28 protein-coding genes are annotated in these 24,569 nt (G+C 39.6%); 11 read left to right on the plus strand and 17 right to left on the minus strand.

The features are described from left to right. Positions 1–135: 135 nt before the first annotated feature. From BUB91_RS11620 to gpmI, 7 genes are all read right to left on the minus strand, one after another. On the minus strand, positions 136–960 hold the full coding sequence (locus BUB91_RS11620; RefSeq protein ID WP_083557928.1) for an RluA family pseudouridine synthase: 825 nt from the start codon (positions 958–960) through the stop codon (positions 136–138). Between the two features lie 76 nt (positions 961–1,036). After that, positions 1,037–1,243 carry a DUF4177 domain-containing protein gene (locus BUB91_RS11625; protein WP_073099408.1) on the minus strand — a complete coding sequence of 69 codons (207 nt, stop codon included), beginning with the start codon at positions 1,241–1,243 and terminating at the stop codon, positions 1,037–1,039. Between the two features lie 9 nt (positions 1,244–1,252). Further along, positions 1,253–1,480: a hypothetical protein gene (locus BUB91_RS11630; protein ID WP_073099409.1), complete on the minus strand. Its 228-nt coding sequence runs from the start codon at positions 1,478–1,480 to the stop codon at positions 1,253–1,255. A 174-nt stretch (positions 1,481–1,654) separates the two neighbouring features. Further along, the gene (locus tag BUB91_RS11635) at positions 1,655–2,725 is read right to left on the minus strand and encodes an SDR family oxidoreductase (protein ID WP_073099410.1); all 1,071 of its coding nucleotides are present in this window, start codon (positions 2,723–2,725) and stop codon (positions 1,655–1,657) included. Between the two features lie 65 nt (positions 2,726–2,790). Continuing rightward, positions 2,791–3,363 (minus strand): Crp/Fnr family transcriptional regulator, encoded by a 573-nt coding sequence (locus BUB91_RS11640; RefSeq protein ID WP_073099411.1) that lies wholly within the window; start codon positions 3,361–3,363, stop codon positions 2,791–2,793. Between the two features lie 176 nt (positions 3,364–3,539). After that, a complete protein-coding gene (locus BUB91_RS11645; RefSeq protein WP_073099412.1) occupies positions 3,540–4,130 on the minus strand; it encodes a thioredoxin family protein in 591 nt (196 codons plus the stop codon). An 11-nt stretch (positions 4,131–4,141) separates the two neighbouring features. Further along, positions 4,142–5,659 carry a 2,3-bisphosphoglycerate-independent phosphoglycerate mutase gene (gene gpmI, locus BUB91_RS11650; RefSeq protein ID WP_073099628.1) on the minus strand — a complete coding sequence of 506 codons (1,518 nt, stop codon included), beginning with the start codon at positions 5,657–5,659 and terminating at the stop codon, positions 4,142–4,144. A 308-nt stretch (positions 5,660–5,967) separates the two neighbouring features. On the opposite strand from gpmI, the gene BUB91_RS11655 reads away from it, so the two are divergent. Next, entirely contained in the window at positions 5,968–6,570 is a 603-nt protein-coding gene (locus BUB91_RS11655; protein WP_073099629.1) for a helix-turn-helix domain-containing protein, read from the plus strand. An 85-nt stretch (positions 6,571–6,655) separates the two neighbouring features. Here the strand turns inward: BUB91_RS11655 and BUB91_RS11660 are convergent, their stop codons facing one another. Genes BUB91_RS11660 through BUB91_RS11675 form a run of 4 tightly spaced genes read right to left on the minus strand, consistent with a single transcriptional unit; the run spans position 6,656 to position 8,928 of the window. Continuing rightward, complete coding sequence (locus tag BUB91_RS11660) at positions 6,656–7,423, minus strand: M48 family metalloprotease (RefSeq protein ID WP_073099413.1); 768 nt, start codon at positions 7,421–7,423, stop codon at positions 6,656–6,658. Positions 7,424–7,441: 18 nt separating this feature from the next. After that, positions 7,442–8,176 (minus strand): M15 family metallopeptidase, encoded by a 735-nt coding sequence (locus tag BUB91_RS11665; protein ID WP_073099414.1) that lies wholly within the window; start codon positions 8,174–8,176, stop codon positions 7,442–7,444. Beyond that, complete coding sequence (locus BUB91_RS11670) at positions 8,176–8,622, minus strand: GNAT family N-acetyltransferase (protein ID WP_083557930.1); 447 nt, start codon at positions 8,620–8,622, stop codon at positions 8,176–8,178. Before BUB91_RS11670 ends, BUB91_RS11665 begins: the two co-directional genes overlap by 1 nt. Positions 8,623–8,640: 18 nt before the next feature. Further along, positions 8,641–8,928 carry a GNAT family N-acetyltransferase gene (locus tag BUB91_RS11675; RefSeq protein ID WP_073099416.1) on the minus strand — a complete coding sequence of 96 codons (288 nt, stop codon included), beginning with the start codon at positions 8,926–8,928 and terminating at the stop codon, positions 8,641–8,643. Between the two features lie 187 nt (positions 8,929–9,115). On the opposite strand from BUB91_RS11675, the gene BUB91_RS11680 reads away from it, so the two are divergent. Further along, positions 9,116–9,544 (plus strand): GNAT family N-acetyltransferase, encoded by a 429-nt coding sequence (locus BUB91_RS11680; protein ID WP_073099417.1) that lies wholly within the window; start codon positions 9,116–9,118, stop codon positions 9,542–9,544. Here BUB91_RS11680 and pepE read toward each other — a convergent pair. Beyond that, positions 9,541–10,245: a dipeptidase PepE gene (gene pepE / locus BUB91_RS11685; RefSeq protein ID WP_073099418.1), complete on the minus strand. Its 705-nt coding sequence runs from the start codon at positions 10,243–10,245 to the stop codon at positions 9,541–9,543. The two genes, BUB91_RS11680 and pepE, sit on opposite strands and share 4 nt — an antisense overlap. Before the next feature lie 123 nt (positions 10,246–10,368). Between pepE and BUB91_RS11690 the strand changes: the two genes are divergently transcribed. The 5 genes from BUB91_RS11690 (at position 10,369) to BUB91_RS11710 (ending at position 15,321) form a co-directional block, all read left to right on the plus strand. Then, positions 10,369–11,148, plus strand: coding sequence for a peptidase associated/transthyretin-like domain-containing protein (locus tag BUB91_RS11690; RefSeq protein WP_128759383.1), 780 nt, complete (start codon positions 10,369–10,371; stop codon positions 11,146–11,148). Between the two features lie 64 nt (positions 11,149–11,212). Next, complete coding sequence (locus tag BUB91_RS11695; protein ID WP_128759384.1) at positions 11,213–12,022, plus strand: hypothetical protein; 810 nt, start codon at positions 11,213–11,215, stop codon at positions 12,020–12,022. A 66-nt stretch (positions 12,023–12,088) separates the two neighbouring features. Further along, the gene (locus tag BUB91_RS11700) at positions 12,089–12,592 is read left to right on the plus strand and encodes a DUF6702 family protein (protein WP_073099631.1); all 504 of its coding nucleotides are present in this window, start codon (positions 12,089–12,091) and stop codon (positions 12,590–12,592) included. A gap of 68 nt (positions 12,593–12,660) precedes the next feature. Further along, positions 12,661–14,961, plus strand: coding sequence for a M1 family metallopeptidase (locus BUB91_RS11705; protein WP_073099420.1), 2,301 nt, complete (start codon positions 12,661–12,663; stop codon positions 14,959–14,961). 81 nt (positions 14,962–15,042) lie between these two features. Then, positions 15,043–15,321 carry a Sec-independent protein translocase subunit TatA/TatB gene (locus tag BUB91_RS11710; RefSeq protein ID WP_073099421.1) on the plus strand — a complete coding sequence of 93 codons (279 nt, stop codon included), beginning with the start codon at positions 15,043–15,045 and terminating at the stop codon, positions 15,319–15,321. A 231-nt stretch (positions 15,322–15,552) separates the two neighbouring features. On the opposite strand, the gene BUB91_RS11715 is transcribed toward BUB91_RS11710, so the two are convergent. From BUB91_RS11715 to kynU, 3 genes are read right to left on the minus strand one after another with little or no spacing between them, the layout of a single operon-like run. Continuing rightward, entirely contained in the window at positions 15,553–16,203 is a 651-nt protein-coding gene (locus BUB91_RS11715; RefSeq protein WP_073099422.1) for an O-methyltransferase, read from the minus strand. A gap of 2 nt (positions 16,204–16,205) precedes the next feature. Continuing rightward, positions 16,206–17,609 (minus strand): FAD-dependent oxidoreductase, encoded by a 1,404-nt coding sequence (locus tag BUB91_RS11720; protein WP_241652657.1) that lies wholly within the window; start codon positions 17,607–17,609, stop codon positions 16,206–16,208. A gap of 33 nt (positions 17,610–17,642) precedes the next feature. After that, on the minus strand, positions 17,643–18,932 hold the full coding sequence (kynU, locus tag BUB91_RS11725) for a kynureninase (RefSeq protein WP_073099424.1): 1,290 nt from the start codon (positions 18,930–18,932) through the stop codon (positions 17,643–17,645). Positions 18,933–19,083: 151 nt separating this feature from the next. Here kynU and BUB91_RS11730 point away from each other — a divergent pair, with 151 nt between their 5' ends. Continuing rightward, positions 19,084–20,232 carry an MFS transporter gene (locus BUB91_RS11730; protein ID WP_073099425.1) on the plus strand — a complete coding sequence of 383 codons (1,149 nt, stop codon included), beginning with the start codon at positions 19,084–19,086 and terminating at the stop codon, positions 20,230–20,232. Positions 20,233–20,284: 52 nt separating this feature from the next. Here BUB91_RS11730 and BUB91_RS11735 read toward each other — a convergent pair whose 3' ends face one another. Beyond that, positions 20,285–20,998 carry a hypothetical protein gene (locus BUB91_RS11735; protein ID WP_073099426.1) on the minus strand — a complete coding sequence of 238 codons (714 nt, stop codon included), beginning with the start codon at positions 20,996–20,998 and terminating at the stop codon, positions 20,285–20,287. Positions 20,999–21,191: 193 nt separating this feature from the next. Between BUB91_RS11735 and BUB91_RS11740 the strand changes: the two genes are divergently transcribed. The 3 genes from BUB91_RS11740 to BUB91_RS11750 all read left to right on the plus strand — a co-directional run bounded on the left by BUB91_RS11740 (position 21,192) and on the right by BUB91_RS11750 (position 23,622). Next, on the plus strand, positions 21,192–21,908 hold the full coding sequence (locus BUB91_RS11740; RefSeq protein WP_073099427.1) for a pirin family protein: 717 nt from the start codon (positions 21,192–21,194) through the stop codon (positions 21,906–21,908). 109 nt (positions 21,909–22,017) lie between these two features. After that, the gene (locus BUB91_RS11745; protein ID WP_073099428.1) at positions 22,018–22,233 is read left to right on the plus strand and encodes a hypothetical protein; all 216 of its coding nucleotides are present in this window, start codon (positions 22,018–22,020) and stop codon (positions 22,231–22,233) included. 168 nt (positions 22,234–22,401) lie between these two features. Further along, entirely contained in the window at positions 22,402–23,622 is a 1,221-nt protein-coding gene (locus BUB91_RS11750; RefSeq protein WP_073099429.1) for a multidrug effflux MFS transporter, read from the plus strand. On the opposite strand, the gene BUB91_RS11755 is transcribed toward BUB91_RS11750, so the two are convergent. Further along, a complete protein-coding gene (locus tag BUB91_RS11755) occupies positions 23,619–24,491 on the minus strand; it encodes a pirin family protein (protein WP_073099430.1) in 873 nt (290 codons plus the stop codon). The two genes, BUB91_RS11750 and BUB91_RS11755, sit on opposite strands and share 4 nt — an antisense overlap. Positions 24,492–24,569: the final 78 nt, after the last annotated feature.

A 24,569-nucleotide genomic window follows, 5' to 3' on the forward strand; every position in this document is an offset into this window, starting at 1 on the left:
CGCAGGATAAGGGGTTTGCGTAGTTTTCAAGGATGTAAAAATAAGCCTAGATTTTTTTGGTTCGTTTTTTCATCGATGGAAAAAATGAACAGGAAACATGAATAGGAGTTATAGGTTTTATTCTTTTAGAGGAAGTTAGCTAAACTTTGAGAAGAACAACTTTTTAAATCCTTTTGGTAATTCATCTTTTATAACCAGATCCTCAAGTGTAAAGGGGTGTTGAAATTTGAGGGAATATGCGTGCAAATACATACCTTTTCCTTTTAGTAACAAGGCTTCAGGCGTATAATCCCGATCACCTAATATGGGGTTGCCCATACCTGAAAGATGTTTGCGCAGTTGATGCCTGCGTCCGGTTAAGGGGTTTAACTTTACGAGATTGAGTTGGTCAAAACGTGGCGATGCGACGGTATCACAAACCTCAAATAAAGAATTAGCCGGTTTGTCATTTATGGGCTGGTTAATTGCTCCGTTTGAAGGCATGTTGCCTATAGTCACCGCATAATAGGTTTTGCTCACTTCTTTGTTTTCAAAGAGCTTATTGAGTAATCGGATGCTTTTTTTGGTTTTACCAATAAGCAGCGCACCTGTAGTAGCAAAATCTAAGCGGTGCACCGGTTGGGGTTTACATGTATCCTCCAGCGGATTATACTCTAAATTTTGTGGTAAGGCGTTAGTGATGGTTTTAAAACGGTTACCGCTCACTAAAATCCCAGCAGGCTTGTGAATCACCGCTAAATAGTCATCTTCGTATAAAACCTGTACTGGAAATACGAGTTTCTTTTGTTTAGTCTCAGGCTTTGGAAGCTTTAAAACAATTAGTTCGCCACCCGAAATCCAGGTTGCTGTGGAAGCTAAAGCTCCATTAACGGTAATCTGTTGTTTTTTGAGTACTTTTTTTAAAGCGGATTTGGTAACAACTGCTTTAAAAATCCCTACTCCATATTCTTGCAGGCGCATGGGCGAAAGAGAAGGAGGTACGGTATGACTTTCAGTAAGGTTGATATTTTTCGGTTTTAGAAGATGAGGGATCAGGCTATTTTTCTCGTTTAAAAACTGCCAAAAATTCTTCGGTTGTAGCTCCTTGAAATACCATTCCCCCAGAAGAAATGCCCTCCATTTTGATCAACTCCCAACCTTCTTCACCCCATTGAGAAAACTTTTCATTAAGTTCAGTTTGGAAGCTGCTTTTTCTAAAGTGGGCAACACTGATGGTTAAGATTTTATAATCAAATTTTTTCATAGTCAATGCTTAGGTTGTATAGCAGTTTATGATCTGTGACCACTGCAATAAATAGAGTATTACAAACGTACCAGCTGTACCTACGGCTAAGGTTCCTTGCCAATAGAAGAGGCGTGTTTTCCATGAGTTCCAGTTGTTTTTACCGTATTCGTTTTTAAAATGCTTACGGGTAAGTTTCCAAAACAAAAAACTGATGCCTGCAAAAAGTAGGAGGGCGGTGATGTGAAGTATATTCATGAGATGAGCATTTATGTTCTAGGCTGAAGATAACACATTTAAAATAAATCTCAGGTTTTGTATGAAGAAGCCACACCTGTCTCACGTATTTTAGAAACCAAAATACTAAAAAGCAGCCTCAACATAATGAAGAGACTGCGGTAATTTTAGCTTAAGCTTGAATGAAATAGCAGTTTAAGCCGGAATAATATATTCTTTTTTAAGCGTTTCAAACAGGTCGAAAAACGAATCCTGAGTGTCTTGATAAGCTGTAAAGCCCAGTTTACGACTCTTGCTCATATCGGTCATCACTTCAATAGGACGGCCCAAATCAAGATCGGTATGCCAGGGCGATGCCAGCCGGTCTAGGTCAGTTTCTACAAGATTGTATTTTTTTGCGATTTGTTTCCATAAGTCGCCATCGTCTTGCATTACGGTTTCCAGGTTAGGCGTGCCGGGCGTGTAACCTATATAGTCTACTTTAAAATAAGCAGCGATCTTTTTCCACAGCCATTCCCATCTAAAGACATCACCATTGGCAGTATTAAACGCTTGGTTTGCGGCCTCAGGGGTGGTGGCAGCCCATACAAATTGTTTGGCCAGTAAACGCGCATCAGTCACATCTGAAATGCCTTTCCATTGAGCTTCAGAACCGGGCCATGTAAAAGGTTTGCCGGTTTCTTTACAAATGCTGGCATATACAGCAAGGGTAGTCCCCATATTCATGTGATTTCCAACCGCAAGACCGATCATCGTATGCGCACGATGCACGCTCCACGTAAAACCATCTCGTTTTGCAGCAGCAAAAAGTTCGTCTTCCTGTGCGTAGTAAAAGTTGTCTACAGCTAAGCGCGGGTGTTCTGTGCGAACTGGTGTTTTGGGTAAGAATCCATCTTTTGCATAGGCTTCAAACGGACCCAAATAGTGTTTTAATCCGGTGACCAGTGCTACATGTTTTACCGACTTTTTAGGAGCCAATACCTCAAGTAAGTTGCGCACTAAAGCAGCATTCACCTTAATGTTTTCGGCCTCAGTATCCTTACGCATCCAGGCGGTAAAAAAGACATGGGTGGGCTCTACATCGGTCAATGCGGTTTCGAGAGATTTAGGGTCTAGTAAATCGGCTTTTATGTTTTTCAAACCTTTAAGATTTACCTCAGAATTTCGGGTGATCCCATAGGTAGTCCAGTTCTGGTTGAGTAGTTCCTGAGCAAGGTTGTTTCCTGAAATACCGCTTGCTCCAACGATTAATGCTGTGTTTTTCATAATTCTTTATTTTATACAAAATTATGGGAAGCCTTAAAGCTGTGCATTGATATAGATCAAGAGTCTTAAAGCATGGTTTTTTTAATGCGACTCAGGGTCTCGGGTGTGATGCCCAGAAAAGAGGCGATAAGGTTTTGGGGCACCTGTTTCCCGATAAACGGGTACAACTCTAATAGGTGTTTGTATTTTTCTTCAGCAGTGTAGGAGTTGGAGCTGATGAGTCTGCGGTCTTTAGTCACCAGACTGTTTTGATACAGGATCCTAAAATACCGCTCCATCTCCGGGATTTCCTTAAGCATGAGTTCATAGTTTTCATGGGTAATGAGCAACACCTCGCTGGCTTCAACAGCATCAATAAAGAGAATGGCTTTCTCATCACAAATAAAACTTTTAAAGTCAGATACCCACCAGCCTTCCCAAGCTAGTAAGCTTATGTGTTCCTGTCCTTTTTCGTCAATAGTATATGATTTTAAAAGACCTTTAGAAACAAAAGCCAGTTGTTTGCAATAAGCACCTTCCTGAAGTAAAAATTCCTTTTTAGCCAGTGTTTTGTGCTCAAAAAACTGCGGTAGCTTGGCGTGTGCCTCTTCGCTTAAAGCTATTTTTTCTTTAAGAGTTTGAAATAAGGTGCTAAACATACTTTAAGGTAGGTTTTATTATAGATAGCTCTGCTGCATTTATATAAAAAAAGCAGACTGAGAATAAAATCAGTCCGCTTTTAATGTTAATTAGTAGCCTTCGAGTCCCCTCAGGCTACATAGCTTTTAAAAGCTACGCTATCGCATCGGAGGGCTGAGGCTCTCGAAGCCCGGGTCTAATCCGCATAGGCATGTTTATACGGTTTGCCCTGTAAGATCTTAAGCATATCTTCTTCTAAGCTTTCAATAGGATATTCTACAATACGGCCTAATTCTTCGCCGTTTTTACTAAAGATCAACGTGGGTACGCGTTTGATGTCTTTGCCTTCTTCCAGTCCTTGAGGCGTAGTTTTAGAACGATCTACCGTGATGAGTTCGATACCGTGCTTTTTACCGGCAGCGTCTAAAATCTTATAAAAACGAGGTGTTTCGCGTTTGCTATCACCACACCAAGTCCCCATAAAAATGGTGATGTCTACATTTTCAAGCAATGGCTTCAATTGAAGTACGACATCTTTATTGATGTCATATTCTTCATAGCGTGGATTAAACCAGGAGCCAAAAGTACCGGTTTGTAACTCGCGACGTTCGGTCTCACCAGTTAGCATTTGAGGTTGCTGTACTGCCGGAGCTTCGGGTTTTTCAGGAGCCTCTGCAACCGCAGGAGCTTCTGGAGCTTTGCCGGATGCAGTCGCAGTACTTTTTGATTTGCAGCTTATCAGCACACTCAGTGCTAAAGCAAACAGACTTAGTTTGTAGCGTTTCATAGCTTTTGTTTTTAGCTTACCAGACTTTCCTGATCCATTTCTGCCGGTTTATCAATACCCATCATATTTAATATTGTAGGAGAGACGTTACCTAAGATCCCGTCTTTAACAATTTTGATATCGTTGTCTACTACAATGATTGGCACCGGGTTGATGGTATGCGCCGTGTTTGGCGAGCCGTCTTCGTTTTTCATCGTCTCACAGTTCCCGTGATCGGCAATCACAATGCTGCTGTAACCGTGCTCGATTCCGGTTTCAATAACGTCTTTAGCACAAGCATCTACAGCTTCACACGCTTTTATTGCAGCTTCCAGAATACCGGTGTGACCTACCATATCCGGGTTGGCAAAATTGAGGCATACAAAGTCCACTTCTTCTTTTTTCAGTTCGGCAACAATTTTATCACGCACTTCATAGGCGCTCATTTCCGGCTGCAGATCATAGGTGGCAACATTAGGAGATTTTGCAATCAATCGCGTTTCCCCTTCAAAAGCTTGCTCACGACCCCCTGAGAAGAAAAAGGTTACGTGAGGATACTTTTCAGTTTCTGCGATGCGGATTTGTTTTTTACCCGCTTTAGAAACCACCTCACCCAAAGTATTGGTCAGGTTGTCTTTATCAAAAATGATGTGGATGTTTTTAAACGTCTGATCGTAGTTAGTCATCGTCACGTAATACAAATCCAGTTTTTGGGTATCCTGCTCCGGGAAATCTTCTTGCGATAACATTCTTGTCAATTCGCGACCCCGGTCTGTACGGTAGTTGAAAAATAAGACGACATCACCATCTTTTATGGTTGCAACCGGTTGGTCGTTTTCAGTTACTATAATAGGTTCTAAAAATTCGTCAGTTACACCATCTTTGTATGAAGCTTTAATCACGCTTACCGGATCTGTGGTTTTAGTTCCTACCCCTTTTACAGCAGCATCATAAGCTTTCTTAACACGTTCCCATCGGGTATCGCGATCCATAGCAAAATAACGACCGGTAATACTAGCCAATTTGGCTCCGTTGTTCGTTGCATAATCGTTTAAATCTTCAATAAAACCGGCACCACTTTGCGGATCTACATCACGTCCATCTGTAAACGCGTGAATGTAAATATCTTCAACACCTACTTCACGAGCTGCCTTAATAAGGCCTTTAACGTGTTTGATGTGTGCATGTACCCCACCATCAGAAACCAGCCCTAATAAGTGAATGGGCTTCTTATTTTCTTTTGCGTAAGCAAATGCATCTTTAAGTTCCTTCTGATCGCGCAGCGTATTCTCTTTGAGCGCTTTATTGATTTTAGCAAAATCCTGATAAACAATACGACCGGCACCCAGATTCATATGTCCTACCTCGCTGTTTCCCATTTGTCCATCTGGTAAACCTACGTTGCCCCCGTGGGTCAGCAGCTGTGCGTGTGGATATTTTGTATATAGTGAATCAATAAAAGGAGTATTGGCCTGATCTACGGCAGAAACTTCTTTGTTAGGTGCAAATCCCCATCCATCGAGGATCATTAAAATTACTTTCTTATTCATGGTTTTTTCTAGTTGTTCTACAAAGATAATCACTCTGTATGCTAATGACTAATACTTTAGAAAGAGATAGCGATAGCGTTTGAAGAAACGATTTTTATGGTTATAATTTAATACAAGCATCTGTTTTTGACTTTTATTTTCAGTTGAATATGAATGAATTTTATTGTTTGTAATTATTTTTGGTTTTCAACAAGTTCTTTCGATAGCTTGTGTAGCTTGCAATGGCAGGGATGACGTAAAGATGTCGCAGGTGTGACGCTACATCATATATGCTTTTTGATCTAGGTTTGACTGAAAATATAACACTTATGAAAAACACTTTTTTATCAGAAAGCTTAAAAGAAGTTAGAAAAAGAAAAGGTCTTACTCAGGAAGAACTTGCTGAAAACTCCAAGCTTAGCTTGAGAACTATTCAGCGACTTGAAGGTAGTGAAACAACTCCAAATGGAGAAACCTTAAGACGTATTACCAATGCTTTAAATATTGATCAGAATGAACTTACCGATTGGGAATTGAAAACAGATGTTAGTTTTTTGAAGAGTATTAATAGTTCGGCACTGAGCTTTCTGCTATTTCCTATTTTAGGTATTTTATTACCTTCAATATTATGGGGTTCAAAAAAAGGTCAAGTTAATAATCTGAATAGGGTAGCTAAAGCTATTATCAATTTTCAAATCACTTGGAATTTATTGTTCTTTATAGGGTTAATCTTTGGAGCATTTATTGTCACTTACAAAATAGAAACTACTGGTTTTATAACACCATCTCATTTCGAAACTAGGAACCAGTTTTACCTGTATTTCATTGGGATTATGTATGTTCTTAATCTCATAATTATATTGTTCAATCATATACGATTGCAAAAAGAAAAAGAGATGTGCTATCCAAAAATAAACTTCATAGGTAAATAGTGAAAAGGCTGGGTTTTGTTCAGAAAATAAGTTTCTGTAGGGGAGTATAGTTGTGGTTTAATTAAAGCAATACCAAAATGAATAATTAATTACCCCGATACTTTTCAATAGCTTCTTTTATTTTTTGAATACGGTTTTCAGGATCGGGATGTGAAGATTGAAATTCGGGTACGTGCTGGCGACCGCTGGCGGCTTTGAGTATTTGCATCACGGCAATCATGGCTTCAGGATCGTAACCGGCTTCCAGCATAAATTTGACGCCCAGATCATCACTTTCCAGTTCGTCACCACGTCCGTTTTTAAGCAGTACCGTTTGTCCCAACTGACTGGCGAGTATTCCGGCATCTGCACCTACTTGTGCCCCGGTTGCCACGGTGTTGGCGAGTTCGCTTTGTGCAATACGTTCCGCAGCATGCCGTCCTACGACGTGACCGATCTCGTGACCCAAGATGCCTGCAAGTTGGTCTTCGGTTTCCAGGCGCTCCATCAAGGCGTATGTGATGAAGATCTGTCCGCCGGGAAGCGCAAAGGCATTTACGGTTTTTGGGTCGCGCAGCAAATGAAATTCATAGGGATAGGGCGTTTCCTGAGCGATGGTATTATCTACCAGTTTTTTGCCTACTTGAGCTACAAAATCCTGCAGTTGCTGATCAGGATGTAAGCCACCGTGTTGATCTGCCATAATAGGAGCATTTTGCAGACCTATTGCAATTTCTTCTTCCGTAGAAAGACTTATAGCTTGCGTACGACCGGTGTAGGGGTTTTCTTCCTGACTGCCAAAATAGCGAACCAGACCAAAAGCAACAATGGCAACACCTAAAAATAGCTTGAGCGCTCTTCCGCCTCGTTTCATAATGTAGAATTGTTTTGGCTAGTTTAAAAGTGCCTGATTGATATCCAGTATGTTTTCGGTTTTATATTGATTGATAAAAGAGGACGTAAAAGCATCGCTTCCCAAGAGTTTTTCTTGCTGAAGAACTTGAGCGATATCCAATTTTTTATACTGTTGTAAATAGCCTACGGAAAGTGGCGCGTAGCTAAAATGCCAGGGTTCATAATTAAAGCCTTTGCGACCATAATCATTGGTGTATACTTCATAAAACCCGAAAGATTCTGCGTGTTTATCTAACCAAGCTTTGAGTTCGCAAAACGGTCCGGTGCCGTGAAATTTATCAGGATCCAATACATTGTTGGTTACCCCGGTCTCAGACTGAATAATATCGAGGTCTGTTGCCCAGTGGTGGCGTGAAGTTCCGGGGATCGTGCTGTATTCTATGATCTTTTTTATAGCGTCAAGATCATTCATGCCGTTGCCGGTATAACTCTTGAATTTGCGTTCCCATATACGGTTTTGATGCGCATAATCTCTATAACTCGATACCACCTGAATCCCGATGCCGTCTTGTTGTGCGGCAGCAGTCATTTTATCAAAAGCCGCTGCTACCTGTGGGCGTAACCGGTATCCATTTTGCTCCACAAGTTTTGGATTCCCTTTGCCTAGAAGTTGGTCTTTATCTAAACGTTCCTGAGCGGTAACCCATTGCGGAAATGTACTGATGGCTGCGGTTGCAAGTGCGGTATTTTGTATGAAAGTTCTGCGTTTCATTAAAGGGTTTTAAAAAGTAAATAATGTGTGCCTACAGGTTCGATCTCAAAAGGCTCACCACTGATCGCAAAACCTTTTCTAAGATAAAAATTAAGCGCTTTTACGCGGGCGTTGCACCACAGCGTGTTAACAGTTTTAGCTTTCAGTAGTTTCTCTCCTTCGTCTACCAGTAAATTGCCCAGGCTTTGCCCTTGATAATCGTCTAATACCGCCATCCCACGCAGTTGATATTGCTTGCCGGTAAATTGCGGTTTAGCCACATTCATAAACGTAACAACGCCAATGAGTTTTTGGGCATCAAACAACCCCAGGTGAAACGTGTCATCATCGGTGTCACCGGGCATTGCACAAGTTTCTAGTGGGCGACCCTTTCGCAAAACCGGATGTCTTACTGCAAAGGTTTCTGTTGCGTTAATTTGCTTTATGGTAAACGTTTCAGTATTCAAAATAAGAACGATTAGCGATTAAGCACGTACGTCTGCGTAATCTGGGTTTTCATCAAATTTGACTTCAGCGAAAGGGCATAAGGGGTCTATTTTGAGGTTTTTAGAACGTGCCCATTGTACCGTGTGATCTAGAATCTTACTGGCAAAACCCTGGTGTTCAAATTCCATTTTAGTTTCAGTATGATCTACAATAATTGTAGAATCGTCTTTAACGGTATAGGTGAGTTCTGAGATTTTTCCGGTTTCACCTTCTATCCAGAACATACCGCGTTTGTCATTTTCTCTATGTTGAATCGTATTATCCATTACTTTTGCTTTTTTTCTCGATCATCGAGATTTAAATGCTTCGAGGTTCAGCTCGAAATCAAAACTGTTTTATTGGCACCGCAAAAGGGTTTAATACCCCCAGGCTTGCCTCGAAATTGAAAATTTGTTTCTAACGAATGCCTTGTGGGCTTTCCTCGAGGTGATTTACTTTTAAAAATAACCAATTATGTCCAAAATTAATGTCCGTCGCTTATTTAAAGAAGACATTAACATGTTTTTACCACTGGTGCAGGAATTGATGGAGCACCGTGTGGAAGAATCGTTGCTTAAAGAACGTTTTGCTGATATGTTTGAACACCGCTACCAGTGTTACGGAATTTATAAAGACGACGAACTTGCCGGAGTTTTTGGCTTATGGTTCGCAATACGGCATTATGCCGGTAAAACCTGTGAAGTAGATCACGTGTTTATCAAAGCAGAACACCGCGGAAAAGGTCTGGGGAAGCAGGTTTTTCAGTGGATTTACACCTATGCCCGGGAGCAAGGCTGTGAGACTTCAGAACTCAACAGTTATGTGCATAATTTTCCCAGTCACAAATTCTACCTCAATGAAGATTATGTGATTAAAGGTTATCATTTTTTAAAGAAACTCTAACTGATGGTAATTTCAGAATCTGTTGGAAGTTCGTACGGTAATTTTGTAGCTTCAAAAATACGTGCGCTGTGCGGGCCGCGTAGCGTGTAGGTGCGTTTTTTAACTTCGATCCAGCTGCCTTCCCGAAGACCTATAACCGGAACGTTATTAAATTGATGAAACTCTTTAATGCGTGTCTCCCGGGTTTCTCCCATATGCTTGCTGGTAGGGTCAGGATCTAGGTAATGCGCATTGATGTTGAATGGTACCGTGCCTAAGGTTTTAAAACTAGGCGGGTAAACAATAGGCATATCGTTTGTAGTCTGCATACTTACGCCGGCGATATTTGTGCCTGCGCTGGTGCCTAGATAGGGCATGTCTTGATACAGGCGATCTCTTAAAGATGCAATGATTTTGTTTTCATACAATTGCTTAACCAGTAAAAAAGTATTGCCACCACCTGTAAAAACACCTTCAGCATTTTCAAGTGCTTTCACGGGATCTTTAAAACTGTGTAATCCTACTACTTCAATATCTAAGGCGTTGAAAAATTTCTGAGCATTTGAGGTATACAGTTCGTGAGAAATACCCCCTGGTCTTGCGTAAGGGATGAAAATAATACGTTCTACCGCTTTAAAGTGTTCATTTAATGTGGGTTTAAGATAGTCTAGATACGAGCCGCCGTGAACGGTAGATGTGCTGGCAAGAATGAGATTTTTCAAAATGCAATAGATTTAGATGCTCAAAGTTAAAACTAAAAGGCATTTAACAAAAGTTTACGCCCGTTTTACTCTGAAATTTCAAATTCTTGTTGTTACTTCATAGTACCAAAAAATCGCTCTATCATGAAAGTTCTTACCAGCCTATGTCTTGTTTTATTCTTGTCATTTACCCTTACCGGTCAAAAGTTAGCCCGGATTATGGTAGACGGTCAAATTATTGTACCATCGGGTGACGGTCCGGGAGGTATCGTAGTGTATAATAAAACGGCACAACGCGGTACGATTACTTCAGAAGAAGGAACTTTTGATATTGCTGTTGCGCGTAATGATGAATTAGTTATTCAGTCTTTACAATTTGCCCCGATTACCGTATTAGTAGATCAGGGGATTGTAAGCAGTAAACAAATCAACATTACTTTGCGGGAAACGGTAAATGAGCTTGAGGAGATTATTGTAACTCCGTATGATTTGACCGGAGATATTGTAGCTGATGTAAACCGAGTGAAAACTATAAATGATAATATCGCGTTTACGGCTACAGCTTTGAGTGCTGAAGATAATAAACCAGACCGCTATTCTGAGGTAGATAATGTTGCTGTTGATGATCAGAGGTGGCGCTACGGCCTCAATTTTGTAAATATTTTTAAAGCAATTTTTGATAAAAAGGATACTGATGAAGGCAACATTAATGAAATGGCAGAAGATGAATTGGCTGAGATGTATTCTAATGAGTTCTTTCAGAAAAATCTAGATATCGAAAAAGGAAAAATAGGTTTATATATGGATTATGTTGCTGCTAACGGACTCAACAAAGAGATGTTGGAGCAGGGTAATGAATTGAATCTAATTCAGTTTTTGATCAACAAACGGGAAGAGTTTAAAGCTATTCAAAGTGAGAACTAAAAATTGGTTTGCAACTATCTTATCTTTGGTGCGTATTTAGAACGAGCTTTTTAATCTAACGCACGTGGTGAAAATATTTGGTTTTATCGGGATTCTTTTCTTGAACAGCTTTTTGAGTCTACAGGCGCAAGAAGCTGTTATGCTTGAAGGTACAATCCTCAACGACTCTATAGAACACGAGTATTTGCATGTTCTCAATCTTACGTTACAAAAAGGTACCATAACCACAGAAAGCGGAAATTTTACGATTCCTGTTCGTGTCAATGATACGCTTTATATTTCAGCATTGCAATTCAAACATAAAGAGTTGGTTATTACTCCTGCCATCTACTCCCGTAAGTATGTAGAAATAGAATTGGAAACTGAGGTAACAGCGCTTGAGGATGTAAATATTAGCGATATTGAACTGAGCGGAAGATTGGGTGATGATATGAATAAGCCTAAACTGGAAAAGCCTTTTGATCCTGCTGAGGCAGGCTTGCCTGTTTATACCGGTCCCGTTCTTACTTCAGAAGAGCGTAAGTTATATACTGCAACCCATAGCGGTAGCGGAATCATTCCCGTAGGAGCAGTAATCAATGCGATTAGTGGACGTACGGCTTACCTTAAGAAGATTGTAAAAGTCTCTAATATGGAAGTTAAAGTTCAGGAAGCCCGCAATCTGGTAGCAGACAGCACGTATATCAAAGAACTGAAAATACCGGCACGCTTTATTGATGACTTTGTGCATTATGTATATATGGATAATACAGCTAACTTAGCCGTAGCAGCTAGTGGTAATCCTCTTACTTTAATGGAATTGTTATTTAAAGAGGCTCCGGCTTATTTAGAAAGTAAAGCGGAAGCGGGTGTGCGTGTTGAAAAAAAGCATTAATACTTTGGAATGCATTTTGATCAAAATGACAAAAAGCAATTCAGAATCTGTATTTTTACAAGCCTTATGAAAAAACTAATTCTTCTACTGGTTGTCGCAGTTCCTTTAATGGCTGTCGCCGGTCTTCATAAATATTATTTTAGTGTTACACAAGCCGATTATGATGCTCAAGATCATGCGCTAAAGATGGTAACCCGAGTCTTTTATGATGACTTAGAAAAAGTTTTTCAGGAGCGTTATGATGCATCTATAAAGGTAGATGCTTCTTACGATCAGCAAAAATTAGATGGGTATATCAAAAAGTATTTTGAAGCTAAGTTTATCGTAAATATAAACGGCAAAGCACAACCTTTACAGTATATAGGTCATAAGGATGAGATAGATTATGTGGTTTGTTTTTTTGAAGTAACCGATATTCAAAACCTTAAGGCCATAGAAATTGAAAACACACTGCTAACAGACCTCTTTCCGGATCAGAAAAATGTGGTTCATTTAAAAGCCGGTTCTATCAAGAAAAGCTTTTTATTGACCCGAGAAAATGATAAAGCAGTGTTAAACTTTTCTGAATAATTTACTAAGATTAGGTTAATCTTTACTTTTATAGCATTCACAAGCACTTAATATAGATTATAATTTTTATGAAAAAACTCAAGTACACTTTTTTCACTGTGTTACTTCTGGTTGGAGCAACAAGTTTTGCGCAAGAAGAGCCGGCACAGGAAGAAAAACAATCGGGTCATGTAAACACCAATAAGTTTAGACAACTTTATAATGAGTTTGCAACACCTAACCAGTATCGTACTGCATCGGGAGCTCCCGGTCCTGCTTATTATCAAAACGAAGCAGATTACGAAATCAAAATAGAATTGAACGATGAGAATCAAACCATCAGTGGTTATGAGACCATCACGTACATCAATAACTCTCCGGATAAATTGGAGTATTTATGGGTGCAATTGGATCAAAATATTCGTACCAAAGATTCACCTGCTCGAGAAAAAGACGGTAGTGGTATGGCACCGGTTATTCAGCCGGGTTCTGTGGTTTCTAGCTATATGACAGAACCTTTTGACGGCGGGTTCAATATCACTGAAGTTTCTAAAGATGGTCAAGAACTACCTCATATGATAAACTTCACCATGATGCGTGTCGAAATGCCGGAAGCTTTAGAGCCTGGAGATGAGTTTGAGTTCAGCATCCGTTGGAATTATAACATCCCTGAGCATACTGTAGATCGGGCACGTTCTGGTTACGAAAGCTTTCCTGACGGAAACAAGAACTATGTAATTGCACAATTCTTCCCTAGAATGTGTGTGTATAATGATGTAGAAGGCTGGCAAAACTATCAGTTCTGGGGTAACGGTGAGTTTGCACTTCCTTTTGGGGATTATGATGTGGAGATCACAGTACCTGCAGATCACTTATTAGACGGTACCGGTAATTTGGTTAATCGTAAAGACGTTTACAGTAAGGAAGAAATGAATCGCTGGGAACAAGCTCAGAAAAGTTATGACAAGCCGGTGATCATTAGAACTCAGGCAGAAGCTGAGCAAATAGAAAAAGGACGCAGCACTGAAAAGAAAACCTGGAAACTTCAGGCAGAGAATGTACGTGACTTTGCGTTCACAACTTCTCGTAAATATATTATGGATGCACAAGCTGTGAAGTTTCCTAAAGGAGACGTTATGGCGATTTCTATTTATCCTAAAGAAGGAAACCCGCTTTGGGAAGAATATTCTACTAAAGCTGTTGTACAGACTTTAGAGTCGTATTCAAGAATGACATTTGACTACCCTTATCCTAAAGCGATTTCTGTACATGGAAAGAACCAAGGTATGGAGTACCCTATGATCTGCTGGAACTATGGGCGTCCTAATGAAGATGGAACCTATAGCGATCGTACCAAATTTGGAATGATCAGTGTGATCATTCACGAAGTAGGGCACAACTTCTTCCCTATGATTGTAAACTCTGATGAGCGTCAGTGGGGATGGATGGATGAAGGAATCAACACTTTTGTGCAGTATGTAGCTGAGCAGGATTTTGGTGAGAATTATCCAGAAGCAATTGCTCCAAATTCTAAATATCCTTCACGTCGTGGAGAACCTTCTAAGATTACAGATTATATGGGTGGAAATCAAGATTTCATTTCTCCTATTATGTCTAATCCTGAGAACGTTTACCAGTTAGGGAATAACGCATATGGTAAGCCGGCAACAGCTTTAAATATTTTGAGAGAGACCGTTATGGGACGTGATTTATTTGATTATTCATTTAAAACATACGCACAGCGTTGGATGTTTAAACACCCAACCCCAGAAGATTTCTTCCGTACTATGGAGGATGCATCTGCTGTAGACCTTGACTGGTACTGGAGAGGGTGGTTCTATACTACAGAAAGTGTAGATATTGGCGTTAGTGAAGTGAAATCATATTACTTGACTAACAATCCTACAACTGCAGGTAAAGAGATGTTAACCCGTTATGGTGTAGACCCTAGTGCTGTTGATGCAGTTTATGTAGTTGAAGAAGATGGTGAAGACTATGATCCTGCAATGAAAGGGAAGTCTATTGTAGAAAATGCTCCAAATCTACAAGAGTTTATGATGGATAATTTCACACCCGCAGAGCGTGCAAAATTAAAATCACCGAAGCATTTTTATGCAGTTAAATTTAACAAGCCGGGTGGTATCCCTATGCCTATCATCGTTGAGTATAGCTATGCAGACGGTACTAAAGAAAAAGTAACCTATCCTGTGCAGGTATGGCGTAAGAACGATGCCGAAGTAACTAAGGTTCTTGCAACTGATAAAGAATTGGTAGGCGTGATGCTGGATCCAGACCTTGAGACTGCTGATGTAGATGTGAGCAATAACAGTTGGCCAAAAGCAGAAGAGGAAAGCGAATTTGACAGCTTTAAAGAAGGTACACAAGACTAATTCTTTTTAAGAGTTAATTACCATTAAAAAGCCGGTGAAGATTCACCGGCTTTTCATTTTTCCCTATATATTTGCACTACTATGAGTATACCACTTTTTATTAGCGGCGCAGAGATTGGCTTTATCGTTTTCATTATCGTAATGGTATTTGGAGCAGATAAAGTCCCTGACATTGCCAGAGGTTTAGGTAAGGGTATGCGCACCCTTAAAAATGCTACAGAAGATATCAAGACTGAAATCACCAAGAGTGCAGATAAGCAAGGTATCAATACAGATATAGCAAAAGATATGAAGCGCGAGATCGACGAGGCAAAAAAGAATATTGAAGATATCACTGGACCGGTTAAGCGTAAATTCTAGAGCTTAGTACGTACTAGGATTATTAAGGTGTTAGAAATTTTCAATTCTTTTTATGAAAATTGATCCTTTTTTTTCTTAGTTCTATACAACAGATATGAGAATTTAGTAATATCTTATACCTGAAATTATAACCTATGATTTCTTCACTAAAAAGATGTTTTCAGTTTTAGAAAATAGTCTTTTTAAAGAATTGTATTTATACTAAGTGTTAATTATTAATCCCGTCTCACATCAAGACGGGATTTTTTTACGACTTACCGTAAGTCCGTCTCTAATAGCTAATAGTACAGTTTCCAGACGCTCATCTTTAGCCAGAATTGTATTGTATTCTAAAAGCGCTTTTGTAGAAGTGTCTTTAGGATTTAAAGGTTCTACTACTTTTCCGCTCCATAACACATTGTCTGAAAGAATGAGGCCGCCGGGTCTTAACCGGTCGATTATTAGATCGAAATAAGCAGGGTAATTGGGTTTATCTGCGTCCATAAAGACAAGATCAAATTTGCCTTCAAGCTGCGGAATGATTTCGAGCGCAGGACCCAGATGTTGCTTTATATTTTTTGCGTAAGCGGAAGCATCAAAATATTTTTTCTGAAGGTCTACAAGTTCTTCATTAACATCAATCGTGTGTAAAACACCATCAGGCTGTAAACCCTCTGCAAGGCATAATGCCGAATAGCCGGTGTAGGTGCCTATTTCAAGAACAACCTTAGGGTTAGCAAGTTTTGCGATCATGCTCAAAATACGTCCTTGATAATGACCACTCAGCATACGCGGCTGTACCACTTTTTGATAGGTTTCGCGAGTCAATTTCTGTAGTAATTCTGGTTCTTTAGCAGAATGTGCTACAGCATAATCATCAAGTTCTTCAGAAATAAAGTGCATATTTATTCTTCTTCTAGTCCTTCAACAACTTCATCATCGTGAAGCATTTTCCGGGTTTCTAATTTAACCAGATCAAGCTTTTCGTGAAGACTCATGCTTTCGGTAAACTTACCGTCATGAATGAGATTGAGAATCGCTTTGTCTTGCACGCGACCGCGACGCATAGCTTCAGAATATCTCAGGTCTTCTCTGAAAGTAACCAAAGCGTACTTAGAAAAATATTCCTTAGGAAAAGCTTCTTCAAAGGCAATTTCCAGTTTTCGTTTTTCCTGAAAAATAGGTCGTGCGGTGTGTGCTTTCATCTCGTGGAAGTTATCTACTGCAAGATCTGCAATCGCGTCAGTGTCTTCCTTGCGCTCGTTTTGATACGCTTTAAAAACGGCTTCCCAGTCGCCTTCGTACTTGTTTAGATATTTGTCTAAAACATCAATATCTTCAAAAGCAGAATTCATTCCCTGACCGTAAAACGGAACAATACCGTGTGCAGCATCACCTAGCAGTAATACTTTGCCGTAAGCGTGCCACGGAGCGCATTTGATGGTGCCTAATGGAGAAGTGGGATTCTCTTTAAATTCTTTCAGTAAATCTGGCATCAACTCTAATGCATCAGGAAATTCGCGCTCAAAATAATCAAGGACTGCAGCATCAGTATTTAGGCTTTCAAAACTGTCTTTACCCTCTTCCCAAGATAAAAATAAAGTTACGGTAAAGCTTCCGTCAAGATTAGGCAATGCAATCATCATATCTTTTCCGCGAGGCCAGATATGTAATGCATTTTTCGCTACCAAGAATCCACCATCAGCTCCGGGAGGGAAGGATAGTTCTTTATAACCGTGGGTTAAAAAATCTTGCCCATAACTGAATAAGAACTTGCGGTGATCAAGCATGCTTTTGCGAAGTGCAGAGCCTACACCGTCAGCTCCCATAACCACATCAGCTTTATAGGTTGTGGTTTGTTGCGTCTTATAATCTTCAAAAGTAGCTTCGCCAGTTTCTAAAGCAACACCTGTACACTTTTGATTAAAAAGCATGGTGATATCAGGCATTTTATCACATTCATCAAGCAACATAATGTTGAGGTCTTCCCGTGAAATAGAATTTATATATTCATTTCTACCACTATACGGACTCATGAAAAGTTCGCCCGCTGTATTATGAATCATGCGACCATTCATAGGAATACAAAGCGGTAATACCTGTTCTTCGAGACCGGCAAGACGCAGCCCTTTCATACCACGATCTGAAAATGCCAGATTGATTGAGCGCCCCGAGTCTACAATTTCTTTACGTAGATCCGGGCGTTTCTCCATTAAGGTTACTTTATAGCCGCGTTGCGCCATACGTAAGGCGAGTAAAGATCCACAGAGGCCGGCGCCTATAACTAATATATGTTCTTGATTTTTCAAAAGTGGTTTGTTAGTTGGTAGTTGAAACTCCATTTATTTTTTGGCTAAAAGCTCTTTCAGCCGTTGTATCATTTCATAAACATCTTCATAGCTGTTATAAAGTGGAGCAGGAGCTACCCGAATGACATCGGGCTCTCGCCAGTCGCAAATAATACCTGCTTGCATAAAGCCGTCGTGCATACTGCGATCAGCATTTTTCACTTGAATAGAAAGTTGGCAACCGCGCTCATCAGGATTGGTTGGTGTCAATATAGCAATGCGGTCATCGTTAAGGTCCTTGATTAAATATTCAAGATACCCGGTGATGTTTTTAGATTTCGTGCGAATGTTCTTAAAACCTGCTTCAGCAAAGATCTCAAGCGATGCACGTATAGGTGCCATAGAAAGTATAGGCGGATTACTAAGTTGCCAGCCTGCTGCACCTTCAATAGGATCAAAGTCTACACGCATATTAAAACGGCTTTCCATTTTATGTCCCCACCAGCCCGTAAAACGTGGAATATCTTTGTTATTGGCATGACGCTCGTGTACAAAACAACCACCCAGTGCTCCCGGGCCGCTGTTTAAATATTTATAGGTACACCACACGGCAAAATCAGGACCGTTATCGTGTAAATCTGCATCTATATTACCTACGCCATGCGCCAAGTCAAAACCTACTTTACAGCCGTATTGATGGCCTAATTGTGTTATTTCTTTTATAGGGTATTTTTGCCCCGTGTAGTAGTTAGAATTGCCAATCATTACCAGTGCAATCTCTTCGCCGTGTTTTTTCATCAAAGCTTCCAAATCTTCAAAACGGCACAGATCTTCTCCCGGTCTGGGTTTCCAAAGAATTAAAGATTCATCAGGATAATAACCCTTCTCTTTGATTTGAGATTTAACCGCATAACTGTCTGAAGGAAATGCATCACTTTCTATCAAGATCTTATGGCGCTTCGCAGTAGGTCTGTAAAAGGAAACCATCATCAAGTGCAGGTTTGTAGAAAGGGTATTCATAATGACCACTTCACTGGGTTTAGCACCCACGATATCCGCCATAGGTTTAGACAATATCTCGTGATAAGTTGTCCAGGGAGTTTTGGCTTTAAAATGACCTTCAACGGCTAGTTCTGCCCAATTGTTAAGCTCTTCTTCAACATAGGCTCTAGCTTTTTTGGGTTGTAAACCCAGAGAGTTTCCACATAAATAAATGAGGTTATCCCCGTTTTTATCTTTAGGAAGGTTGAATTTTTCGCGGAAGCGTGCTAATGGGTCTGCTGCATCAGCCTGTTTAGCAAAGCTTAAGGTGTTTTCGTATTGGTTATTTTCTGTTTCTAGCATAGTTTGTAAAAATAACACATCGCTAATCGTGAGGCAAGCTTAGCGCTAAGGTTTCGGGGTTCAAATCAAAACATCTGTTTAGATATAATGTGTTGCGTTATCATTGCACGTAGATTTTTGGTAATTTGGCAGTTGTAAATTCCTTAACTTCATGAAAGCTTTACGTTTAGTTTTTAGCAATCTGCGCTACTTTACTCCGGTTTTTTTATTCGCTACGCTCAATATCATTTTTGGGACGTGGGCGATTTATATACCAGAGATCACAGCAAAATTGGCTATTAGTGAAGGCGAACTAGGATTTGCCGTGTTTTTTATGGCTTTAGGAACTTTATCTATTATTTCTTTTGTACCTAGAATTATTCAATTTTTAGGAGTTGGGAAAACAACACTTGTAGCCAATCTCGGCTTTTGCATGGTATTTTTGGGTCCATTTATAGCCGAGACCTATGTTGTTTTATGTGCCAGTCTTTTTGTGATAGGTTTGTTTTCGGGGCTGCTTGACGTCACGATAAATACTTTGGTTACCGAAATAGAAAAGCGAGACAAGGTGCATTTTATGTCTGTTTCTCATGGTTTTTTTAGTCTGGGTGGAATGCTAGGAGCAGGGATAGGAAGTCTGTTGATTCCATTTATAGAAATCCCATGGCAGCATATTGCTGGTGTGAGTTTACTGCTTATGCTTCTCAATTTGATTTTGTGCAGAAATTATTTGTACCTAAAAACCGAAGAAGCAGAACGGGAGAGCAGTTTAAAGTTGCGCAATTTGAAACCCCTTATTGGTTTGGCTTTAATAGGGTTTCTGGTAATGGCTGCTGAAGGTGCTATTGTAGATTGGAGTGCCTTATATCTGGAAAAAGTAACACTTGCTGCAGCAGCTTTAGTAGGTTTAGGCTACACGATTTTTAATGGAACAATGGCGCTCGGGCGCTTTTTTGGCGACAGTATTAGCGCTCATTTTGGTTCACGGTTTATTATGATTGCAGGATCTTTTGTGGCAACTCTGGGTTTTGGATTGATTTTAACCGGAGTAACATGGATAGCTTTAGTGGGTTTTGGTTTGGTGGGGGTTGGGCTTTCTATAATTGTTCCCGAATTATTTCGCTACAGCGGAAATTTAAAAGGCATACAAGCTTCAGAAGGCATAAGTTTTATTGCAGGAACAGGTTTTGTAGGTTTGCTTTTAGGTCCGGTTTTTTTAGGTTTTTTGGCAGAAACTTTCAGTTTAGAAGGAAGCTTTATAGCCCTGTTGAGCTTTACACTTATCGCAGGGATAGTTGCTTTGGGTTTAAAACGAAATTAAAAAAAGCCCATCTTTACGATGAGCTTTTATATGCTGAAAAATAGAAAGAGAGCTAGTCTTCTTCCGTTTTTACTGCGATGTCTGTAAAGTATAAATGCACAGCATCTTCAGGAGCTTTGTGATCAGAAGCTATTTCTATTCCGTTATAATCTTTATATCCTTCCCAGGTTGTTACCATAGAAAATTCAGAAACGTTTCCGCGGCGATAAACCCATTCTTGTACTCTATAATCTTCATCATAGAAGAAGTCATAAGCATCGCCCGGTGTATACCCACCATCACCATCATAAGTCAAGGTGATCTTACTCATTTTTTCTTCACTCATAGGAGCAGTAGCGGTATCTTGAACAGTTAAGGTTGTTCCTTCGTCCCATACTAAATGCATTGGAGCCAGTAGCCAGAAGGCATCATTTATAAAACCTTTGTCAGCGTTCATAGAAAGGCTGTCTACACTTTTACGATTATAAGCCACAGTGTCTTGCTCACTCATCATCGTGACGTCGTCAGATTTTGGATTCCATTTCCAAGTGCGGGCAAAATGACTGTCACCGCGATCTACATTAAATGTAAATTGTATTTCAGTTACTTCATCCCAATTTTCGACACCATTTGCCTGAGCAATCTTATACGCGATTTGCTCTTCAGGAGTGCGATCTACTTCAACTCGTTCTACAGATTCAATAGTTTCTGTTGTTTCAGTCTTGGATTCATTTTTGCAGGCCACAAGTGCGGTCAGAGCAAGTAAGGTTAGTACCGTTTTTTTCATTTGAAAAAGTTTTTGAAAATTAAAAGTACAAAGCTTTTGGTTAGTATGTAGTTTGTAATACCTGTTATTTTAAATTTGTCTGTATCGTAAGAGGCTATTCAATAACGTAATGTATGTCTAGTTTTAACGACTATTTTTTTAATTGGTATACTTGTTATTCCCTTGAAAATCCTGTTATTTTAAATAAATAGATATGCAAACAATACTTTATAAAGCAGACAGCCGTGGCGATGCAAATCACGGATGGTTACACAGCAAACATACCTTTAGTTTTGCCAATTATTACAATCCAGAGCGTATGAATTTTGGTGTTTTACGCGTGTTGAATGATGACAAGGTGAGTGGCGGAATGGGTTTTGGTACACACCCGCATCAAAATATGGAAATCGTTTCGATACCGCTTTCTGGTGATTTAGAGCATCAAGATAGTATGGGAAACACTACGGTTATCAAAGAAGGTGATATTCAGGTGATGAGCGCCGGTACCGGAGTGCAACATTCTGAGTATAATAAAAACAAAGATGAAGAAGTAAAATTTCTTCAGATATGGGTGATACCGAATAAACAAAATGTAGAGCCTCGCTATGATCAGATTACGTTGGATAAAGCAGACCGAAAAAACAAACTACAGCAGGTTCTTTCTCCTAATAAAGAAGATGCCGGAGTTTGGGTTTATCAAGATGCTTGGTTTAATCTCACCGATCTGGATGCCGGAAAAGAACTGACGTATACCTTCAATAAACCGGGTAACGGTCTTTATATTTTTGTTTTAGAAGGCAGCATTACTGCTGGAGATCAAACTTTGGAACGTAGAGATGGTTTGGGTGTTTTGGAGGCTAATGCTGTTGAGATTAAGGCGTCTCAAGATGCGTATGTTCTTTTTATGGAAGTGCCTCTCTCTATGGGGTAATAAGTTTTCTGAAAAATTGACAGTCTTATTAAAAACTCTTATTTAGCAAAAGGCATTGGTATTTTTTTTGTTAGTAAAAAAGAAAAACTATTAATTAAACCTTTTAATTATGGAAACACCAATTGAGTTAGAGTTAGTAGGGAAAAAGGATGATTTGTATGCTATTAACTATCCTGGTTTAAAAGTTCCTATTCATGTGAATTTTGAACTTCTTCAAAAGTTTAAAAAAAGCAGCGACTATGTAATACGGGAATCAGAGTCGTTTAAAAAGATTAAAAATGACCAATGGTTTTTATCTGAAAATACCGAAGCGGTTAGAATTTAAACGACAAGGCCAAATTAAAAAGAGATGCTCACCGGGCATCTCTTTTTGTTTTAACTCCAACGACAACGTTACCTTAAGAAACTGACCAAGGGTTTTAGAGTTTTAATAACATGATGCAGCCTGCTTTTTGTAAGAACATAGGTTAATTTTGCATTTTAGAATCAGAATATGGCAAAACGATTTACAACATCTTCCCGCAATCTTATCGTACTTATTTTAGGAACACTCATCGCTATAGGTCCTTTTTCTATAGATATGTATTTACCGGGGTTTGGTAATGTTGCAGACGATTTTGGGGTAGATATTAGTAAAGTAGGTTTAACTTTAACAAGTTACCTTATTGGTATTGCACTGGGTCAATTGGCTTACGGTCCGCTTATGGATCGTTTTGGAAGGCGTAGGCCGCTCATTGGCGGATTGATACTTTATACTGTTACAGCTCTTTTGTGTGCCTTTAGCTGGAATTTAAACATTTTGATAGGTGCACGCTTTTTTATGGCATTGGGTGGTTGTGCCGGTATGGTTGCTTCTAAAGCTATTGTGCGGGATCTTTTTGAAAAGAAACAGGTTGCAGATGTGCTTTCTACCTTAATGCTTATAATGGGAGTTGCCCCCATAATCGCACCTACAGTAGGCGGACTTGTTATAGGAGCTTTTGACTGGCAAGCTGTTTTTTATATTTTGGCTGTTTTTTCAGTTTTAATGCTTTTGCTTATCACGTATGTTTTGCCCGAAAGTGCAGCTCCTAACAAGACCACGAGTTTAAGACCTACAAAGATTATCACAGAATATATATCTATTCTAAAAAATCGTGAATTCTTTATTTTCGCAATGACCAGAGGGTTTACGATGGCTTGTTTGTTGAGTTACGTGAGTAGTGCTCCTTTTATTTTTATCGAATTTTTTGGTTTGAGTGAACAACAATTTGGTTGGGTTTTTGGAAGTAATGCGTTAGGCCTTATTCTTGGTAGTCAGTTTAATCGTCTGGCATTAAAACGCTTTTCTTTACTCCAAATAACTGTTGCTACCTGTTTGGCTTTATCTGTACTCACCACAGGTGGTATTGCCATTAGTTTTTTAGCGCTTCAGTTTTGGGTGGTTTATCCATTCCTGTTTTTAATGTTGTTTTTAGTAGGTTTTCAAAACCCCAATGTTACCGCACTTTCTTTAGATCCGTTTACCAAGCAAGCCGGTAGTGCTTCTGCATTAGTGGGGAGTATAGGGATGCTATTTGGCTCTATGGCAAGTATTCTGGTGGCTCAACTCGTTACTGAAAACGTAGCTCCTTTGTTATATATTCTCTTTGCAAGTGCTCTGTGCAGTCTGTTTCTAGTGTTGTTTTATTTGAATAAACGTAAATCACTTAAGGTTCAGACCAGTAAGGTTTAAGAGGGTAGGGGCACGTAGGTGTCATCGCCTTCAACTTTAGGAAACTCATGATTTTTCCATTGTGTTTTAGCTTTTTCTATACGTTCTTTTGAAGTAGCAACAAAATTCCAATAAATGTAGCGTTCTTCTTCGAAAGGTTTTCCGCCGAAAAGAAAAATATGTGCGCCTTTTAAAATTTTGAGTTTACAGACTTCGTTCGTTTTACTAACCAGCATATTGCCTTCCGAAATGATTTCGCCGCAGGCTTCAACTTCACCTGAAACGATAGTGACGCCAACTTCCCCAAAAAGATTGTCTTTAATGTCGAGTTTGTGATCTTCCTCAGCAATGATTTCGATCATAAATAAGTCGGAGTGAACCGGCACCGGACTCGTTTTCCCATAGCCTTTACCGGCGATGAGTTTGTATTGCGCATTATTTTCTTTCCATTGTGGTAATGCATTTGCATCAATATGGTGAAAAGCAGGTTCTGTAAACTCCAGCATTTTAGGCAAGGCAACCCAGATCTGATAACCGTGCATCGTAAAAGAATTTCCGTTTCTAAAATCTTTAGGGGTTCGTTCTGTATGGGTAACGCCTTTACCGGAAACCATCCAGTTTACAGATCCCGGTTTGATGCGCTGATAGGTGCCGGTGCTGTCTTCGTGAATGAGTTCACCTTCTAGCAGATAGGTTAATGTTGAAAGCCCTATGTGTGGATGTTGATCAACATCCAGATAATTTTCTGGACCTAGTTGATTAGGCCCCATATGATCTATAAAAATAAAAGGACCCACCATTCTTTTTTTTCTAAAAGGCAGTAATCTACCTACTAGAAAATCTCCAATATCCCTGCTTCTTTCTTCTATAATAAGTCCTGTATTAGACATTTATGTTGTTTTTTAAGGTGTTAAAACTAAAAATGTTAGTATTTTGAAATTTAAGAATACTATTATAAACTTTTTTAA

It is taken from the genome of Leeuwenhoekiella marinoflava DSM 3653 (assembly GCF_900129005.1).
GTDB lineage: Bacteria > Bacteroidota > Bacteroidia > Flavobacteriales > Flavobacteriaceae > Leeuwenhoekiella > Leeuwenhoekiella marinoflava.